The sequence below is a fragment of the Streptomyces sp. MS06 genome (assembly GCF_047200655.1).
Lineage (GTDB): Bacteria > Actinomycetota > Actinomycetes > Streptomycetales > Streptomycetaceae > Streptomyces.
In genome coordinates this window covers 87,273-105,750 of sequence record NZ_JBJZOJ010000010.1, presented here as the reverse complement: position 1 = coordinate 105,750, position 18,478 = coordinate 87,273, and the positions used below count along the sequence as shown (strand labels likewise).

Here is an 18,478-nt window from a genome sequence, read left to right as displayed (position 1 = left end):
ATCGCGCCCGAACCGGTCCGGTACCGGAGGACCGGTCACGGGCCGGTTCGGACGGCGTGGCGGACGGTCAGAAGCCGGTGACGGCGGCCACCGTGAAGACGGGATCGGGGGCCGTCAGGCCGAACTGCGACCGTGTCACGTACAACGCGCCGTCGCCGCGCACCAGCGCGGTGGGCCGCCGCAGGTCGGCGTCGACCGCCTGCGCCTCGACGACCGCCGCCCTCCCGGTCGCGGAGACTCCGAGGCGGGAGATCGTGTCGCTGTTCATCTGGGCGATCCACAGGGTTCCGCCCTCGAGGTGCATTCCGTCGCCGTACACGGGAGCCGGACCGCACAGGCTCACCGTGCGCACGGCACCCGTGGCCGGGTCGAGGCGGTACAGGGTGCCTGTCGGCTGGTCGACGACCAGCAGGAACGCACCGTTCGGGGCGGCCACCACCCCGTTGAGGCGTGCGGTGCCGGCGGGCTGCCGGGGCAGGATCGCGGAGAGGTCCCAGCGGGCGGCGAGTCCGGCGGTCCCGCCGTCGGCGACGGCCTGGGCGAACTGTGCGGGAGTCACCCGGTAGACGGAGCCGGTCAGGGAGTCCGTCAGGTACACCGAACCGTCGGGGGCGGTGGTCAGGCCGTTGACGAGGGACTGGGCCGGGTCGGGAGTCGTGAACCGGGCCAGCCGACCGCCGGTCACGGTGTCGTAGACGGTCGCTCCCCCGGAGTCGGCGACCCACAGGCGGCCCGCGTGGTCCAGGACGACGCCCAGTGCCGCGGTCCGGCCGTCGGTGCCGGCGGGGAGGAAGACGGTGGCGGTGCTCTGGCCCGGGGCGGCCCGGTAGACGGTTCCGGAACCGAAGGAACTGACGTACAGGTCGCCGGAGTCGGGATCGCGGGTGATGCTCTCCGGATACACCGCCTCGCCGGGCAGGACGACTGCGGTCGAGAGGGCGTAGCCGCCGGCGGTGGAGGGCTGTGCCGTGGCTGCGGGGGCGACGGTCAGCAGTCCGGCGAACGCCAGCGCGAGCGCCGCCAACGGGCGGGCGCGGCGTCTGCGGTGGCCGAACGGGGAGCGGGGGCCGAACGGGGAGCGGTGGCCGGTGTCGATGTCGGTGCCCGCGTCAGTGCCGATGCCGGTGCTGCCGCGGCGGCCGTGGCCGCCGCCGGGTATGCCGGTGGTGCGCGCCGACGTGTCGTGACGGGGCGGCGCGCCGGTGCACGGGCGGCTCGACTTCCTCATGGGGACTCCCTGCGGGTGGTCGGGACTGGGTGGCGATCCCCCGGAAGGCCTCGGGGGTTCGGGGGTTCGGGGGTCGGGTGGTTTGCGGTTCCGGCATGGACCGCGTGCGGTGCGGGAGGCCGCGACGGTCACCGGTAGGGCGACCGGGGGGTGGTGGCGGGGCGGCGGCCGCCGTGCCGTCCCGGCGCAACCGGATCGGGCTGCGCCGGGGCGGCGACGGGCGGCCGGTGGCCGGATCCGGGATCCGGGATCCGGGATCCGGGGCGCCGGCAGAGGGTGCCCGGCCCGGAGAGCGGGGCGACCGGGGCGGGGTCAGGCGCCGGTGAGCGAGCGGTACACCGCGAGTGTCTCGGCGGCCACGCGGTCCCAGGAGAACTCCGACTCCGCCCTTGCGCGGCCCGCCCGGCCCAGCCGCATGCGCAGGGACTCGTCGTCGAGGAGTCGCTCCACGGCACGGGCCAGGTCGGCGGCGAAGCGGCCCGGGTCGGCGGGCTCCCCCGCGGGGGACGCCGGATCGGGTTCGAAGGGCACCAGCAGGCCCGTCTCACCGTGGCGGACCACCTCGGGGATACCGCCGGTGTCGGAAGCGACCACGGCGGTGCCGCAGGCCATCGCCTCCAGGTTGACGATGCCCATCGGCTCGTAGACCGAGGGACAGACGAACACCGCTGCATGAGTGAGCAGTTGGCGCAGCGTGACCGGGTCGACCATGGCGTCGACGCGGATCAGCCCCGGGTGGGCGGCGCTCAGTTCGGCGGCCAGTCCGTCGACCTCGGCGGCGATGTCGGGGGTGTCGGGCTGTCCGCAGCAGAGCACCAGCTGGACCTTGGGGTCGAGATGGAACCCGGCCCGCAGGAGGTGCTGGAGTCCCTTCTGCCGGGTCACCCGGCCGACGAACAGGACGTAGGGGCGGGTCGGGTCGATGCCGAAGCGGTCGAGCGCGTCGCCCCGCGGGTCCGGCCGGCACACCTCGGGGTCGATGCCGTTGTGGATGACGTGCACACGCTCCGGGGAGACCTCGGGGTACACCCGGAGAAGGTCCTCGCGCATCGCGGCGGACACCGCCACGAGCGCGTCGGCCGCGGCGACGGCGGACTGCTCCATCATGCTGGACAGCCGGTAGCCGGAGCCCAGTTGCTCCGCTTTCCAGGGTCGCAGCGGTTCCAGGCTGTGCAGGGTCATCACGTGGGGGACGCCGTGCAGCAGCGAGGCCAGCCGGCCCGCGGCGTTCGCGTACCAGGTGTGGCTGTGCACGATGTCCGCGCCCCGCACGTCCTCGGCCATGGGAAGGCTGGTGCCCAGGGCCCGCAGGGCGGGGTTGGCCCGCGTCAGGGCCTCGGGCACCGGGTAGCCGGTGGTGTGCGGCTCGGGCGCGGGACGCCCGAAGCAGCGCACCCGCACCTCCGTGCGGCGGCGCAGCGCGGCGGTCAGTTCGCGAGCGTGGACGCCTGCCCCGCCGTACACGTCGGGCGGGTACTCCCGCGTCAGAAGATCGATGCGCACCTGTCGGTCCCCCGTCCGCGGGCGGTCAGCAGCAGACGGCGGACGTGGTGGCCGTCGGCGACGGGCTCTCCTCCGGCGCCGGGCCGGAGGCGGGGACGGACGTGCTCTGACCGTCGTCGGCGGCGGCGGTGCCGGACAGAGCGGCGGGGACCGCCACGACACTGACGGCGAACAGCAGGGCGGCCAGGGACTTTCTCAGCGACGGACGCATGGTGTCCTCCTCAAGAATTCAAATGACTCCAGCAGTCAACTGTACATGACTCTGTCAGTCAATAGCTGTCGGATCGGCACTCCGCCCCTGTCCCTCGGGGCGGCCCGCGCTCCTGCTTCCGGTACGGTCCCGCAGAGGGACCGCCCGAGCAGATCAGGCCGATGAGCGGAGTTCGCCGCTCCGCGTCCGCGCCGGTGATACGGGTTGCCGGGTCGACGAGACCGGCTGTCCGCGACCGGCTGCTCCCCGCTCCCGGAGGGTCGGGGGCGGCAGAGGGGTGCGCCGTCCGGTCGGCGCTCCACCGCAGCCTTCCGGCCATGAGGCTGACCAGCCGTTGAAGCCGCACTTGCCTTCCGTAAGCTCAGCGAGTAATTAGTAGTCAAGAACCTCAAAAGTTCAGTCAGGCGTGACGCCAGGAGAGATATGAAGCGCGACCGCGAAGCGGACACCATCGGGAAGAGGCTGCGTGAGCTGCGACGGAGCAAGGGGCTTCACCAGCAGGACCTGGCCTCCGACGAGATCTCCAGCAGTTACGTCTCCCTGATCGAGACGGGCAAGCGCGTCCCCTCCGAAGCCGTGCTGCGGAGCCTCGCCAAGAAGCTGGACTGCACCGTCGAGTACCTGGTCAGCGGCCGCAACGAGTCGCGCGCGTCGGAACTCCAGCTGAAGGTCGCCTTCGGGGACATGGCCAGCCGCAACGGCGACAACGGCGACGCCCTCCAGGCCTACAGCGAGGCACTCGCCCACGCCGACCAGCTCGACGCGGCCACCGTGCGCCGCGCCCGCCGGGGCCAGGCGCAGGCACTGGAGAAGCTGGGGCGCCTCGAAGCGGCCATCCCGCTCCTGCACGAACTGTACGAGGACGCCGAGACCGTGCCGGGCTCGGCCGAGTGGGCGCAGCTCGCGGTGGCGCTGTGCCGCTGCTACCGGCTCGTCGGCGACCTGACGCTGGCCGTGGAGCTGGGCGAGGCGGCCCTCGGCCGGCTCAACACCCTCGGCCTCGACGTGACGGACGACCACCTCCAGCTCGGCTCCACCCTCATCGCCTGCTACATGGACCGCGGCGACCTCACCCGCGCCAACCTGCTGGCGTCACGTCTGATCGGCGTCGCCGAGCTGGTCGGCTCGCGGGCCGGGCGGGGTGCCATCTACTGGAACGCGGGGATGGTCGCCGAGTCCCGCGGCCAGACCGACGAGGCGCTCGCGCTGGTCGAACGCGCCCTGGTCCTCATGGCGGAGGACGACGGCGTCCGGCACCTGGCCATGCTCAAGCACACCTACGGTTGGCTCATGCTGTACGGGCCGAAGCCGGACGCCGCGCGCAGCAAGGAACTCATCCTGGAGGCGCAGACCGCACTACTGGAGGTCGGCAGCACCAGCGAGCAGGCCGACTGCGAGATCGATCTGGCCTTCGCCGAGCTGCACCTGGGCGAGTCGGACGCGGCGTTCGCGCGGGCGCAGCGCGCCCTCGGGCTGATCGGTTCCGAGCCCCGGCCGGAGGCGGTCCTCGCCCGCGTGGTCATGGCCAGAGCGCTGCTGGCCTCCGACGACACCGCCGGCGCCCGCGACGTCCTCACCACCGCGGAGCGGCAGTTGGGCCATCTGGCCGACAGCCGGCGGGCCGCCGCGCTGTGGCGTCACGTCGGCGACCTGTGGGAGCGGTGCGAGCGTCCGGCCGAGTCGGGCCGGGCCTACCGGGAGGCGCTGTCCATGGTGGGACTCCGCCGACTGCCCGCACCCAGCGACTCGTTCAGCGGTTCCGCGCGCTGAGGCCCGCCCTGCGGATCGTCCCACCGGAGGCCAGGCGATCCGCAAGGCGGGCCGCCTCCGGTGGTCGCCGGCCCTCTGCGCCGGCCCGGCCCTCCGCACCGGCATCGCCCCACGCCCTGCGGCCGCCCGCATCGGTCAGCCGCCCGGGGCACCGCTGCCCGACGGGCGGACGTGGCCTGCCTCGGCGACCGGAGTGGTGGCCGCCGTGGAACCCGCCCGCAGTGCCGTGTGCGGGACGCGGCGCGCCGTCGGCGTCGGGCCTCGAGGAGCCCGGGGCCGACGGCGCGCCCGCACCGTCCGGAGCCAGCGGGTCGGTGCCGGCGCGGCCGTGGGAGCTGGACCGCCCGTGCGGCCAGGGCAGGCCCGAGGGACCGGCCGTGGGGCCCGGGCAGGCCGTCAGACGTACCGGCCCACCACGTCGCGGATCAGGCCGCCCTCGATGCGGTAGGAGTAGGTGAAGTGCTCGCGCGCGCCGGAGCCGGAGGTGAACAGGTACTCCACCACGGTCCGTTCGCCCGCCGCCCGCACCGACAGTTCGCGGTAGTGGCCGGCGTCGCCGACCACGTCGGTCGCCATGAAGTCCTCGATGATCGCTCTGCGCCCGCGGAACAGGGTGCCGGCCCGGTCGAAGCGGGCGTCCGCGGCGTAGTACGCGGCGATGCCCTCCAGGTCGCCCGCGTTGGCCGCGGCCGTGAAGCCGCGGGCGACCCCGAGGGCCTCGGCGGAGACGGAGCCGGACGGCGAGGGCAGGGCGGGAGCGGTACCGGTGCGGGCCGGCGGCTCGGCGCCGGAGGTTCCGATGTCCGCGGAGCATCCGGTGGCCAGGGCGGCGAGCACCGCGAACGCCGCGCAGACGGCGACCTTCCGCGGTGCCCCGTTCCGCCGGCGGTTCATGTGCCCGCCACCGGATCGGAACCGGCCTGCTGGACATGGAAGTTGAACCGCCAGTGGCCGAGGCGGCCCCAGACGCGGATCCACAGCGGCAGCAGTTGCTCCGTGCCGCGGGCGTTGCTGATGTCTCCCAGGTCCATCATCGCCTCCGGGGGCCAGCCGAAGGACGCCAGAAGGGCGGCGGTCTCCTTCTTGGCGATCTCGTCGTCGCCGCAGAGGAACACGGTGTGCGGACCGGGTACCAGCGTCGGGTCGGCCATCACCGAGCAGTTCATGGTGTTGAGTGCCTTGACGACGCGGGCCCGGGGGAAGGCCCGCTGGATCTGCTCGCCGAGGCTGTCGGTGTTGACCGGGTCGAGTACGGGCGGCATCCCGGCCGAGAAGTCCAGTGGGTTGGCCACGTCGATCAGGAGCTTCCCGGCCAGGTGGTCCGCCCCGGCGGCGTCGAGTGCCGCCAGGCTGCTCGCTCCGGCGGAGGCGTTGACGACGGCGTCGGCCGCCGCGGCGGCGTCGGCGAAGGCGGCGAGTCCGACACCGGGCCGGGTGGCCGCCCACTCGGCGAACGGGGGGTTGCCGTACACGTCGGGTTCGGTGCGGGCGAGGGTGGCGGCGGGATCGCGGGTTCCGACCACCACCTGGTGGCCGAGTTCGTCCAGCCGTCCGGCGAGGGTGCGGCCGACGATCCCGGTGCCGATGACTGCGTAGCGCATGTCGGTCACCTTCCTGCTGCGGTGAGGGGGCGGGTGGTGGCGCCGGGGCCGGCCCCGGCGGTGCGGGGCCGGCCCGGGGTGCCACGGGGTCAGCGTTCGGAGAGCGCGGCGTCCGGGGTCGCCGCGGCCCCGGGCTGCTCCGCGGCGGCGGCCGGGCGGCGCTCGCTGCGGCCGAGACCGAAGGAGGCGATGAGGAGCCCGATCACGGACATCAGTCCGGCGACCAGGAAGCCCCACCGGTAGTGGGCCACTCCGGAGCCGTCGGAGGTGGCGGTCAGTACCGCGGCCAGTACCGCGACGCCGACACCCGCGCCGATCTGGTAGGAGGCGGTGATCAGCGCCGAGGCGACGCCCTGCCGCTCGTCGGCGACGCCGCCCACACCGGCGATGTTCACGGTGGGATAGATCAGGCCGTTGCCGATGCCGTGGATGATGATGCCGGGCAGCAGCAGGCCGGCGTAGCTGGTGTCCAGACCCACCGCGAGGTACATCAGGACGCCGGCCGCCTGGACCAGCATGCCCACCGTGGCGACGGTGCGGATGCCCCAGCGTTCGACCAGCGGGCCGGAGGCGAACTTGGCGACGGCGACGATCACGATGCCGAGCGGGAGGAACGCGAACGCGGTCTCCAGGGCGCTGTAGCCGCGGGTCTCCTGCAGGTAGAGGGTGGCGATGAACTGCCAGCCGATGGTGGAGCCGGCCCAGACGACACTGATCAGGTTGGCGCTGGCCAGGACCGGCGAGCGGAAGAGGGAGAGCGGCACGAGCGGGTCGCTGTGGCGCATCTCGACGACGACGAAGAGGACGAGCAGGGCGGCTGCCGCGCCGAGCGTGCCGAGGGCGGACGGGGAGGACCAGCCCCAGCCGGGGGCCTGCACCAGCCCGTAGACGAGCAGCATCACGCCGACCGTGGCGGCGAGGGCGCCGCCGACGTCGAAGCGGCGTTCGGCGCGGTCCTCGCGGGCGGGGTCGGCGGGGACGTAGGTGCTGCCGGCCAGCAGCACCAGGACGCCGATGACCGCGGGGCCGAAGAAGACCAGGCGCCAGTTGATCTCGGTGAGCACGCCGGACATCACCAGGCCGAAGCTGTATCCGCTGGCACCGGTCATGGCGAACACACCGAGGGCGCGGTTGCGTTCGCTGCCCTCGCGGAACGTGGTGGTGATGATCGACATCGCGGCGGGGGCGGTGAAACCCGCCGCGATGCCCTTGAGGACACGGGTGGCGATGATCAGGGTGCCGTCGGTGAACACTCCGCCCAGCACGCTGGCGACGACGAACACCACGGTGGCCAGGAGGAAGGTGCGGCGGCGGCCCCACTGGTCGGCGACCCGGCCGCCGAGGAGGAGGAAGCCGCCGTAGCCGACGGTGTAGCCGGACACGAGCCACTGCAGGGCACCGTCCGTCAGATCGAGGGCGCTCTTGATGCTGGGCAGCGAGACGCCGAGCAGCGAGATGTCCAGGGAATCGAGGAAGACGGCGGCGCACAGCACGAACAGCGTCAGCTGCTTCCGCCGGGAGTCGAGTGCGGTCATCGGGTCGGGCTCCTAGTAGCCGGGCGACGGTGTGGGGAGAGAGACAACTAGAGGAGTGACACACTGTCAAGTTGACAGTAATCTGATGCTCTGGCGAGTCAGGTTTCAGCCATCCGCCGCAGGCTTCAGCTCACAGAACACGCGGCATACGCACGTCAATTGACGCGTCATCTTGAATTACTCTACGCTTGACAAGTCGTCGGTGCGTTGGCGCGCGACGGTGCCCGGCCGGGCCGGCGGCGCATGGCCGACCCACCCCTTCGCACACCGGGAGCAACCATGGACCGACCCATCACAGTGATCGGCGGCGCCGGCCGCGTCGGCAGTCTGATCGTGCAGAAACTGCTCGCGGGCGGTGAGCGGGTGCGGGTCGTGGGACGCAGCGGGCGGCGGGCCCGTTCCCTTCCCGACGGCACCTCCTTCCACGTCGGCGACGTCCGCGACGCCGCCACCCTCAAGGAGCCGCTGGCCGCTTGCTCGGCCGTGGTCTTCAGCGTGGAGCCGGGCACCGCCAACCAGGGTGCGGACAGCCCGAAGTCGACGATGTACCAGGGCGTCATCAACGCGCTGGACGCGGCCCGGGCCGACGGCGCCCGCCCGCACTTCGCCCTGGTCAGCCAGATCTACGTGACCCGGCACGACCACCCGATCAACAACTGGGGTCGCATGCTCGACTGGCGGCTGGCGGGCGAGGACGCGGTACGCGAGTCGGGCCTGCCGTACACCGTGGTCCGCCCGGGCTGGCTCACCGGAGGCCGCTCGGCCGGCGACCGGGTCCACGTCGAGCAGGGCGACCGCGGCGAGGGCAGCGTCTCCCGCTCCGACGTGGCGGAGGCGGTGGTCCAGTCGCTCTACCTGCCGTCCGCCGCCGGCCTGACCTTCGAGATCTTCAACGAGCCCGGGCAGGGCAACCCCGACTGGGACGCCCTGTTCTCCTCCCTGCGCCAGGGGCCCGTCGCGGCGCGCTGATCCGAACCGGCGCGCGCGGTCCCCGCGCGCCTGCCGCAGACCGGGCGGGTCAGCTCACCTCCCCCGCGGGCACCCGCCCCCCGGCCGCATCCCGTGCGGCCGGGCGAGCGGAGGCCGGGACAGCCCCGTCGGGCCGTCCCGGCCTCCTCGTCGACCTCCCGCAGCCCGGCGGGCCGTACCCGCGAAACGTCCCGGTGGGCACCCCGTGACCCCGCCGGGAGTCCCGCCGGAGACCACCCGCCGCCGGCCCACCCGCCGCAGGCCACCCCGGCCCGACGTCCACCCGACCGTCCCGCCACCGCCTCAGGATTGGGTTCCCGATGACTCAGCGACGCACCGAAGACGTGCCGGACTGCCCGCCCACCGTCGTCGACGCCGTCACCCGTGGCAGGCCCCAGCCACTGGGCGCCACCCCGGACGCCGACGGAGTCAACTTCTCCGTGTACTCGGAGCAGGCCACCCGGGTCGACCTGCTGCTCTTCGACCACTGCGACGACCGCGAACCGAGCCGGATGATCACCCTCGACCGCGAGCAGAACCGCAGCTTCCACTTCTGGCACTGCCATGTCTCGGGCCTGCGGCCCGGCCAGGTCTACGCCTACCGCATGGACGGCCCCCAGCACACCCGGCACAGCGGTACGCGGTTCAACCACCGCAAGGTACTGCTCGACCCGTACGCCCGCGCCAACACCAACACCCGCTGGGACCGGGTCCATGCGATCGGGCCCGAGGACAACTGCGCCTACTCCATGCGCAGCATGGTCGTGGACCTGGAATCCTACGACTGGGAGGGTGACGAGCCGCTGCGCCGGCCGTTGGCGGAGACCGTCATCTACGAGGTCCACGTGGGCGGTCTGACCGCCTCCCCCACCTCCGGCTGCACCCACCCCGGCACCTTCTCCGGCCTGGTCGACCGCATCCCCTACCTGCAGCAGCTGGGCATCACCGCGGTGGAACTGCTGCCCGTCTTCGACTTCGACGACCGGCAGGTCCTGCGCAACGGACCGGACGGCGCACCACTGCCCAACTACTGGGGCTACGACCCGTTCGGCTTCTTCGCACCGCACTCCGGCTACTGCGCCACCCCTCATCTGGCCACGCACATCGACGAGTTCCGCGACATGGTCAAGGCGCTGCACCGGGCCGGCATCGAGGTGATCCTCGACGTGGTCTTCAACCACACCTCCGAGGGCAACGAGCACGGACCGACCATCAGCTTCCGGGGCCAGGCCAACGAGGTGTACTACCACCTGTGGCCGCAGGACCGCCGCTACTACATGGACTTCACCGGGTGCGGCAACGCGATCAACGCCAACCATCCGGCGGTCGCGAAGTTCATCATCGAGTGCCTGGAGTACTGGGTGACGGAACACCATGTCGACGGCTTCCGCTTCGACCTCGCCTCCGAGCTGTCCCGCGGCGCCGAGGGGTACGAGATGGACGTCCCGCCGGTGCTGTGGGGTATCGAGCTGTCCAGCGTGCTCTCCGAGACGAAGATCATCGCGGAGCCCTGGGACGGCGGCGGCCTCTACCAGGTCGGGCACTTCCCCGGCACCCGGTGGTCGCAGTGGAACGGCCCCTTCCGCGACGACGTCCGGCGCTTCGTGCGCGGCGACGGCGGTCTGGTGGGCGCCGTGGCGAGCCGGATCGGCGGCTCCCGCGACCTGTTCGACAAGGACGACCAGCTCCCGGTCAACAGCATCAACTTCGTCACCTGCCACGACGGATTCACGCTGAACGACCTGGTCTCCTACGACCACAAGCACAACCACGCCAACGGCGAGGCCAACTCCGACGGCGCACACGAGAACTACAGCTGGAACTGCGGAGTGGAGGGCCCCTCGGACGCCTACGACATCGAGCGGCTGCGGGTGCGGCAGATCAAGAACCACGCAGCGATACTGCTGCTCAGCCGCGGCGTGCCGATGATCCTGGCGGGCGACGAGTTCCGCAACTCGCAGTCCGGCAACAACAACGCCTACTGCCAGGCCAACGAGCTCTCCTGGCTGGACTGGGACCAGGCGGAGAAGGAGAGCGAGGTACGGCTCTTCTTCCAGAACATGATCGAACTGCGCAGGCGCCACCGTGCCCTGCACGACGCCGCGTTCTTCGCCGGCCGCCGCAACGAGCGCGGGCTGCCCGAGGTGACCTGGCACGGCACCCGGCTGGAACAGCCGGGCTGGGAGGACTACGAGGCCCGGGTGCTGTCGTACACGCTCGCCGGGTTCGACGGCGAGCCCGACCTGCACGTCGTCCTCAACATGTTCCATCTCGGCCTGGACTTCGAACTGCCGGTCCTCGACGGCCGGCGCTGGGTCCGCACCGTCGACACCTCGCGCGGCGAGGGCGAGGACGTCCTGTTCGACGGAGCGCCCGCGGCGGGCACCGCCTACCACGCGCACGGACGCAGCGTGGTGGTGCTGACCTCCGTACCCACCGGCGGTGCGCACCGCTGAGCACCGTCCGTCCCGACGAAAGGAGGACCCATGCCGGCCACCACCCTGCGGACCATCCCGCTGCCCGGCATCGGCACCCGGTACGAACTGACCACGCGCGCCCGGGACACGCTGTCGGTGGTCGCGCACCGCGACGGCACCCGCGTCCTGAACGTCCACCACGACGACGACCCCGACGCCTGCGGGCTGTCGATCACGCTCAGCGCGGCCGAGGCGCAGGCGCTCACCGACCCGCTGCTGCCCCGGCACGGCAGCCCCAGTCTGCTGCACACCAGCGAATTCGGGCTGCTGGCCGAGCGGGTCACGCTGGGCGGGTCCTCGCACTGGAACGGCCGCACCCTGGGCGAGACCAGGATGCGGACCGACACCGGGGCCTCGATCGTGGCGGTGCTGCGCCGCGCGCACGCGATCCCGTCGCCCGGTCCCGGCTTCCGGCTCCGCGGCGGGGACACGCTCATCGTCATCGGGACCCGTGAGGGCGTGGACGGCGCCCACCGGATCCTGGACCGGGCGTGAGCGCGTGGACTCGGCCGTCGTTCTGATCGAGTTCGGTGCCGTCGTCCTCGCGCTGGGCCTGCTGGGCCGGTTCGCGGCACGCCTGCACTTCTCGCCCATCCCGCTGTACCTGCTGGCCGGCCTGCTCTTCGGCGACGGCGGGATCGTCCCGCTCGGCGGCAGCAAGGACTTCATCGAGGTGGGCGCCGAGATCGGCGTGGTGCTGCTGCTCCTGATGCTCGGCCTGGAGTACACCGCGGGCGATCTCGCCAGCCATCTGCGGGTGCACTTCTCGGCCGGCGTCCTCGACTTCCTCCTCAACGCGCTGCCGGGCGCCGGTGCCGCACTGCTGCTGGGGTGGGGCCCGGTGGCCGCGGTGGTGCTCGCCGGGGTCACCTGGGTGTCGTCCTCCGGGGTCATCGCCAAGGTACTGGGGGACCTGCGGCGTCTCGGCAACCGTGAGACACCGGTGGTGCTGAGCATCCTGGTGCTGGAGGACCTGTCGATGGCGGTGTACCTGCCGATCCTCACCGCGGTGCTCGCGGGATCCGGGTGGGCGGCGGGGGGCCTGACCCTGGCTGTCGCACTCGGGGCTGCCGGAACGGTTCTGCTGGTGGCGGTGCGCTACGGCCGGGTGATCTCCCGGTTCATCTCCAGCGACGATCCGGAGAAGCTGCTGCTGGTGGTGCTCGGACTGACACTGCTGGTCGCGGGGATCGCCCAGGAGTTGCAGGTGTCCGCCGCGGTGGGGGCCTTCCTCGTCGGCATCGCCCTGTCCGGGGAGGTCGCCGAGCACACCCACCACCTGCTGATGCCGCTGCGCGACCTGTTCGCGGCCGTGTTCTTCGTCTTCTTCGGCCTGAGCACGGACCCGGGAACCATCCCCCCGGTGCTGCTTCCCGCGCTGGGACTGGCCCTGCTCACCACCCTGACCAAGGTCGCCACCGGCTACTGGGCCGCCCGCCGCACCGGGATCGGCGAGCGCGGCGGCTGGCGGGCCGGCGGCGCCCTGGTGGCGCGGGGCGAGTTCTCCATCGTCATAGCCGGGCTGGCGGTCACCGCCGGGGTGGAGTCCGGAGTCGGGCCGCTGGCCACGGCGTACGTCCTGCTGCTGGTCGTCGCCGGGCCGCTCACCGCCCGCTTCGCCGAACCCGTCGGCCTGTACCTGCGGTCCCTTCGCGCCGGACGGGCCCCGGCCCCGGTCCTCCCGGACGATCCCGCGCTCCCCCGCCCGTCTGCCGCGGTGGCGGACATCCCGGCCGGAGGGGGCACCCGCGCGGCGAGCGACACCGCCGCCTGAGGCGCTCAGCCGCACGTGCACACGGCCCACCCCCGGAGGGCACCCCGGACCCGGAGTGCCGCCTGCCCTGTGGCCTCGGGTCCTGCCGGCCGGACGCCTCCGGGCGGCGGGGTGCCCGGGCGGCGCGCGGCACGGGCACGCGGGAGCGGGGCCCGCGTCCGCGGACCCCGCTCCCCTGCGCCTGCGCTCCTGCCGCCGGTCAGTCGGCCTGCGCGCCCTCCCCGCCGGGGGTCGGGGCGAACTCGGCCTCCCGGCCCGCGACGACCCTGCCCTCCCGCCAGTGCAGCAGGTGGACGCGGTCCACGGCGTGAACGGCGTCGTCGCGCACCCAGCTGTCGTGCCGCAGCTGGAGCGTGGTGTCGCCGGTGACCAGCGCGGGTCGGCCCTCGGAGTGGAACGTGCCGCCCGCCGGGTCGGCGCGCTTGCGCAGGTAGGCGGTGAACTCGCCCAGGCCGGACCTGGTCCCGGCGAGCGGGCCGCCCGGAGGGACCGACCACAGCACGTCGTCGGCCCAGTACCGGGAGACCTCCTCCGCGTCGCCCGACCGCAGGGCGGCGTAGGCCGCGTCGACACGCTCGGGGGTGACCTTGGTGGCGAGCTGGCTCCGGGACAGGGCCAGCGCCTCCTCGTTCATCTCGGCGGTGATCAGGTTGCCCGCGAAGGCAACCGCTCCGGCCTGCATCTCCTCCACGATCGCGTAGACGAAGGGCCGCGACACCTCTCCGAGCACACCGACCAGGGCTTGAGTCATGTCATGCGCGATACGCGCCTTCTGCGCCTGGCTCCAACCCTCCAGCAGGCTGACCCGGATGATGGGCACGGCGCTCACTCCCCGTCCACGACGGACAGCACGACCTTGCCCCGCGACTGCCCCGACTCGATCAGCTCGTGGGCCTTGTCCGCGCGTTCCAGCGGCAGCACGTCGCCGACGTGCGGGCGCAGGGCCCCCGCCGCCACGAGTGCGGTGAGTGCTTCCAGATCCGCCCGGTCGGCCTCCACCGTCAGCGACACGGCCCGCAGCCCCCGGCGCCGGGCCTCCTCCACCGTGGCGTCGTCCGGCGGCACCGGGAGGGAGACCAGCACCCCGCCCGGGCGCATGGTGCGCAGGGAACGCAGCCCGTTGTCGCCGGCGACGGTGTCGACGACGATGTCGATGTCGTGGACGACGTCCTCGAACCGTGTGGTGGTGTAGTCGACCAGCTGGTCGAGACCGCAGTCCTCCAGCAACGCGGCCTGGTCCGCGCGGGCGGTTCCGGCCACGTGGGCTCCGCGGGCCCGGGCGATCTGTACGGCGATGTGGCCGAGACCGCCGGCCGCGCCGTGGACCAGGACCCGCTTGCCGGGGCCGACGTCGCCGACGCTCACCAGGCTCTGCCAGGCGGTGAGTCCGACCAGCGGGACGGCGGCGGCCTGCACGTGGGTGACGTTGGCGGGCTTGGGCGCGAGCTGGCGGGAGTCGGCGGTCACGTACTCGGCGTAGGCCGCGCCCGCCCGGGGGAAGTCGACCATGCCGAACACCTCGTCGCCGGGGGCGAACCGGGTGACGCCGGAGCCGACGGCCTCGACGACTCCGGAGACGTCCCAGCCGATGGTGAACGGCAGGTCGCCCTGGGTGGGCGAGATGCCGCCGCCGGCCCGGGTCTTGCAGTCGACCGGGTTCACCCCGGCCGCGTGCACCCGGACCAGGACCTCGGTCCACAGCGGTTCGGGACGCTCGATCTCGCCGACCTGGAGGACCTCGGGTCCACCGAACGCGTGCTGGCGGACGGCGCGCATGAGAGAGGACATTGCTCGCTCCTTGGGTTGGGTGGTGCGTGGGCGGTGCGGGGTGCTCGGGCGCTGCGGGGTGCGTGGACGGCCCGCGGTGCACGGGCGCTGCGGGCGCTCGGGAGGAGGCGTGGGTGCGGAGAGTCGAGGGGCGGGCGGGTCAGCGGGCCGACTCGACGCACTGCAGGACGGTGCGGGTGAGGGCGCGGACCGCGTCGGGGGTGGCAGCCTCCGCGTTGAGGCGCAGTACCGGTTCGCCGCGGGAGGACCGGAGGTTGAACCAGGCGCCGTCGGGGCGGGTCACCGTCAGGCCGTCGAGGTGGTCGACGGCGGTTCCGGGGGTGCGGTGCACGTCCTCCACGGCGCGCAGGGCGGCCTCCGGATCGACGCCCGCCACCTCCGTCTCGCCGGACGCGGCCGGGAAGTCCGCGAGGCGCACCAGTGCGGACAGCGGTGTGCGTTCGGTGCCGACTGCGGCGAGGACGTGCAGGGCCGCGAGCATGCCGGAGCCGGCACCCCAGAGGTCGCGGAAGCAGTGGTGGCCCCGGTGGTCGCCGCCGAACACCGCCTTGTGCTCGGCCATCAGCTCCCGGACCTCGGGATGGCCGACCCGGGACCGCACGGTCCGGCCCCCCGCCTCCTCGACGGCCGCCACCGCGGTCGGAGAGACCAGCAGGTCGTGGACCACCGCGGCCCCGGGGTCGGCGTCCAGGGCCCGGACCGCCAGCAGCGTGTAGAGCGCCGGCGGCGGGACGGCCGCGCCCCGTTCGTCCACCGCGACGCAGCACCCGCCGTCGGCGCCGAGGGCCAGACCGAGGTCGGCGCCCTCGGCGACGACCCGTTCGCGCAGGGCGTCGGTCGCGTGCGGCGCGAGGGGATCCGGATGGCGGTGCGGGAAACGGCCGTCGAGTTCGAAGCGGAGCGGCACCACGTCCACGGCCGGGTGGTCCAGGACGAGCGGGGCGGTCAGGCCGGCCGTGCCGTTGCCCGCGTCCACCACGACCGTCAGCGGGCGCAGTTCGTCCAGGCCGGGGACCAGGGAGCGCAGCCAGGCGGCGTACTCCAGGAGCAGGTCGACCTCGCGGGCGGCGCCCGGGAGGGCGACGGGGCCGATTCGGCCGCCCGCCGCGACGCGCTCCCGCAACGTCTCCAGGCCGGTGCCCTCGGTGACCGGGACCGCCGACGCCCGGAACAGGCGGATGCCGCCGTACCCGGGCGGGCGGTGGCCCGCCGTGACCATCGCCGCGGGGACGTCGAGGGTGCCGGAGACGAAGGCCAGGTAGTCGGCCGGGCCCAGACCGGCGTCGACGACCTCCGCACCGCGGTCGCGGACCCCGCGGGCGAAGGCCTGCGCCAGCGCCGTCGAGGGCTCGCGGTTGTCACGGGCGAGGGCGATCACGGGTGCGCCGGTGAGGTCGGCGAAGTGGGCGCCGATCCGGTAGGCGTCGGCGCCGTCCCAGTCGCCGGGGACCGTGCCGCGGATGTCGTGGGCCGTGAAGATTCGGGGGCCGGTGTCAGGCACGGATGCCGTCCTCTCGGTCGTCTCGGATGCGCTCCTGGTCGTGGGTGCGGTCGTGGTGGTGCGGGGTGTCCCGGGCGCGCGTGCCGCGGTCCGGGAGAAGCCAGAGGGTCGCCAGCGGCGGGAGCCGCAGCCTGGCGGCTGCCGGGTGGTGTGCTCCGCCCCCGGGGTGCGCGTCGACCGGGCCGGGGGCCCCTGCTCCGCTGCCGCCGTACTCCGCGGCGTCGGTGTCCAGCAGGACGCGCCAGCGGCCGGCCAGGGGCAGGGCGACGGGGTAGTCGTGGCGGACCACGGGCGAGAAGTTGCTGACGCAGACCAGCGGTTGCCCGTGCGCGTCGAAGCGGGCGAAGGACAGCACGTTGTCGTCGCCGGCGTGGGCGTCGATCCACGCGAACCCGGTCGGGTCGCCGTCCAGCTGCCACAGGGCGGGACGGGCGGTGTAGAGCCGGTTGAGTTCGGCGACCAGGCGGCGGACGGCGAGGTGGTCGGCGCCACCGGGGCGCCGGTCGTCGAGCAGCGACCAGTCCGGTCCGGCGGTGTGGTCCCACTCCGCTCCCTGGGCGAATTCCTGGCCCATGAAGAGCAGCTTCTTTCCCGGGTGGGCCCACATGTATCCCAGGTAGGCCCGGAGGTTGGCGCGTTGCCGCCACCAGTCGCCGGGCATCTTCGCCACCAGCGCGCCCTTGCCGTGCACCACCTCGTCGTGCGAGAGCGGCAGCACGAAGTGCTCGGTGTAGGCGTACACCAGCGAGAAGGTCAGCTCGTCGTGGTGGTGGCGCCGGTGCACCGGATCGCGGGCCAGGTAGCCCAGGGTGTCGTGCATCCAGCCCATGTTCCATTTGAGGTGGAAGCCGAGTCCGCCCATGCCGTTGTCGCCGACGGCATGGGTGGGCCTGGTGACCCCGTTCCAGGCGGTGGACTCCTCGGCGATGGTGACCACGCCGGGGCAGCGGCGGCCCAGGGTGGCGTTGAGCTCCTGGAGGAAGGCCACGGCGTCGAGGTTCTCGTGCCCGCCGCGGCTGTTGGGGGTCCACTGTCCCGGCCCGCGCGAGTAGTCGAGGTAGAGCATCGAGGCGACGGCGTCCACCCGCAGCCCGTCCACGTGGAACTCCTCGCACCAGTAGAGGGCGTTGGCGACGAGGAAGTTGCGCACCTCGGGGCGGGCGAGGTCGAACTCCAGGGTCCCCCAGTCCGGGTGTTCGGCCCGGCGGGGGTCGGCGGGTTCGTAGAGCGGGGCGCCGTCGTAACGGGCGAGGGCCCAGTCGTCCTTGGGGAAGTGGGCGGGGACCCAGTCGAGTATGACGCCGATTCCGGCACGGTGCAGTGCGTCCACCAGGTACCGGAAGTCGTCGGGGCTGCCCAGCGTGGGAGTGGGGGCGTAGTAGCCGGTGACCTGGTAGCCCCAGGAGCCGCCGAAGGGGTGGGCGGCGACCGGCAGCAGTTCGACGTGGGTGAAGCCGAGCCGGCTGACGTAGGGCGGCAGTTCCTCGGCCAGGCGGCGGTAGTCGGAGCCGGGGCGCCAGGACGGCAGGTGCACCTCGTACACGCTCATCGGGGACCGGTGGACGGGCTGTGCGGCACGGTTGCGCATCCAGTCGCCGTCGTTCCAGCGGTGGCGGGAGCGGTACACCACCGAGGCGGTGGCGGGCGGGGCCTCCGCGTGCCCGGCGAGCGGGTCGGCCTTGTCGACGAGGCGGCCGTCGGAGGCGGTCACGCGGAACTTGTAGCGGTCTCCTTCCGCGGCACCGGCCACGAACAGCTCCCAGACGCCGGAGCCGACTCGGCACATGGGATGGCGCCCGCCGTCCCAGGCGTTGAAGTCGCCGACGACGTGGACGGCGGCGGCGCGCGGCGCCCAGGTGGCGAACGAGGTGCCGGCGACCGGACCGTCGGCGGTGTGCACGGTGCGGGGGTGGGCGCCCAGGACCCGCCACAGGTTCTCGTGCCGTCCCTCGGCGAGGAGATACAGGTCCAGCTCGCCGAGCAGGGACGGCACTGGGGCGGCGGGCTGCACAGGGGCGGCGGGCTGCACAGGGGCGGCGGGCTGCACAGGGGTGGCGGGGTCGAGGCTTCCTGCGGCGGGGGAAGGCACGGGATCCATCCGGTTTCTGTGAGGCGGAGCGT

15 protein-coding genes are annotated in these 18,478 nt (G+C 73.2%); 5 read left to right on the top strand and 10 right to left on the bottom strand.

Annotated features, from left to right (window positions below):
- Positions 1-67: 67 nt before the first annotated feature.
- The 3 genes from ACL02U_RS07410 to ACL02U_RS07400 form a co-directional block, all read right to left on the bottom strand.
- The gene (locus ACL02U_RS07410; RefSeq protein ID WP_412789855.1) at positions 68-1,228 is read right to left on the bottom strand and encodes an SMP-30/gluconolactonase/LRE family protein; all 1,161 of its coding nucleotides are present in this window, start codon (positions 1,226-1,228) and stop codon (positions 68-70) included.
- Positions 1,229-1,540: 312 nt separating this feature from the next.
- A complete protein-coding gene (gene glgA / locus ACL02U_RS07405; protein WP_412789854.1) occupies positions 1,541-2,731 on the bottom strand; it encodes a glycogen synthase in 1,191 nt (396 codons plus the stop codon).
- A gap of 25 nt (positions 2,732-2,756) precedes the next feature.
- A complete protein-coding gene (locus tag ACL02U_RS07400; protein ID WP_412789853.1) occupies positions 2,757-2,942 on the bottom strand; it encodes a hypothetical protein in 186 nt (61 codons plus the stop codon).
- 423 nt (positions 2,943-3,365) lie between these two features.
- Between ACL02U_RS07400 and ACL02U_RS07395 the strand changes: the two genes are divergently transcribed.
- Entirely contained in the window at positions 3,366-4,712 is a 1,347-nt protein-coding gene (locus ACL02U_RS07395) for a helix-turn-helix domain-containing protein (RefSeq protein WP_412789852.1), read from the top strand.
- A gap of 396 nt (positions 4,713-5,108) precedes the next feature.
- On the opposite strand, the gene ACL02U_RS07390 is transcribed toward ACL02U_RS07395, so the two are convergent.
- From ACL02U_RS07390 to ACL02U_RS07380, 3 genes are all read right to left on the bottom strand, one after another.
- A complete protein-coding gene (locus tag ACL02U_RS07390; RefSeq protein ID WP_412789851.1) occupies positions 5,109-5,606 on the bottom strand; it encodes a nuclear transport factor 2 family protein in 498 nt (165 codons plus the stop codon).
- Positions 5,603-6,313, bottom strand: a complete 711-nt coding sequence (locus tag ACL02U_RS07385; RefSeq protein ID WP_412789850.1) for an NADPH-dependent F420 reductase — start codon at positions 6,311-6,313, stop codon at positions 5,603-5,605. Before ACL02U_RS07385 ends, ACL02U_RS07390 begins: the two co-directional genes overlap by 4 nt.
- 89 nt (positions 6,314-6,402) lie before the next feature.
- Entirely contained in the window at positions 6,403-7,848 is a 1,446-nt protein-coding gene (locus tag ACL02U_RS07380) for an MFS transporter (protein ID WP_412789849.1), read from the bottom strand.
- Between the two features lie 279 nt (positions 7,849-8,127).
- On the opposite strand from ACL02U_RS07380, the gene ACL02U_RS07375 reads away from it, so the two are divergent.
- The 4 genes from ACL02U_RS07375 to ACL02U_RS07360 all read left to right on the top strand — a co-directional run bounded on the left by ACL02U_RS07375 (position 8,128) and on the right by ACL02U_RS07360 (position 13,068).
- The gene (locus ACL02U_RS07375; protein WP_412789848.1) at positions 8,128-8,817 is read left to right on the top strand and encodes an SDR family oxidoreductase; all 690 of its coding nucleotides are present in this window, start codon (positions 8,128-8,130) and stop codon (positions 8,815-8,817) included.
- Positions 8,818-9,137: 320 nt separating this feature from the next.
- Positions 9,138-11,273 carry a glycogen debranching protein GlgX gene (gene glgX, locus ACL02U_RS07370; protein WP_412789847.1) on the top strand — a complete coding sequence of 712 codons (2,136 nt, stop codon included), beginning with the start codon at positions 9,138-9,140 and terminating at the stop codon, positions 11,271-11,273.
- A gap of 30 nt (positions 11,274-11,303) precedes the next feature.
- On the top strand, positions 11,304-11,789 hold the full coding sequence (locus tag ACL02U_RS07365; RefSeq protein ID WP_412789846.1) for a cation:proton antiporter regulatory subunit: 486 nt from the start codon (positions 11,304-11,306) through the stop codon (positions 11,787-11,789).
- A gap of 4 nt (positions 11,790-11,793) precedes the next feature.
- Positions 11,794-13,068 (top strand): cation:proton antiporter, encoded by a 1,275-nt coding sequence (locus ACL02U_RS07360; protein ID WP_412789845.1) that lies wholly within the window; start codon positions 11,794-11,796, stop codon positions 13,066-13,068.
- Positions 13,069-13,267: 199 nt separating this feature from the next.
- Here the strand turns inward: ACL02U_RS07360 and ACL02U_RS07355 are convergent, their stop codons facing one another.
- From ACL02U_RS07355 to glgB, 4 genes are all read right to left on the bottom strand, one after another.
- Positions 13,268-13,888, bottom strand: a complete 621-nt coding sequence (locus ACL02U_RS07355) for a tautomerase family protein (protein ID WP_412789844.1) — start codon at positions 13,886-13,888, stop codon at positions 13,268-13,270.
- Between the two features lie 5 nt (positions 13,889-13,893).
- Positions 13,894-14,856 (bottom strand): NADP-dependent oxidoreductase, encoded by a 963-nt coding sequence (locus tag ACL02U_RS07350; protein ID WP_412789843.1) that lies wholly within the window; start codon positions 14,854-14,856, stop codon positions 13,894-13,896.
- 139 nt (positions 14,857-14,995) lie between these two features.
- Positions 14,996-16,357 carry a phosphomannomutase/phosphoglucomutase gene (gene manB, locus ACL02U_RS07345; protein ID WP_412789842.1) on the bottom strand — a complete coding sequence of 454 codons (1,362 nt, stop codon included), beginning with the start codon at positions 16,355-16,357 and terminating at the stop codon, positions 14,996-14,998.
- Positions 16,350-18,455: a 1,4-alpha-glucan branching protein GlgB gene (glgB, locus tag ACL02U_RS07340; RefSeq protein ID WP_412789841.1), complete on the bottom strand. Its 2,106-nt coding sequence runs from the start codon at positions 18,453-18,455 to the stop codon at positions 16,350-16,352. Before glgB ends, manB begins: the two co-directional genes overlap by 8 nt.
- Positions 18,456-18,478 lie beyond the last annotated feature (23 nt).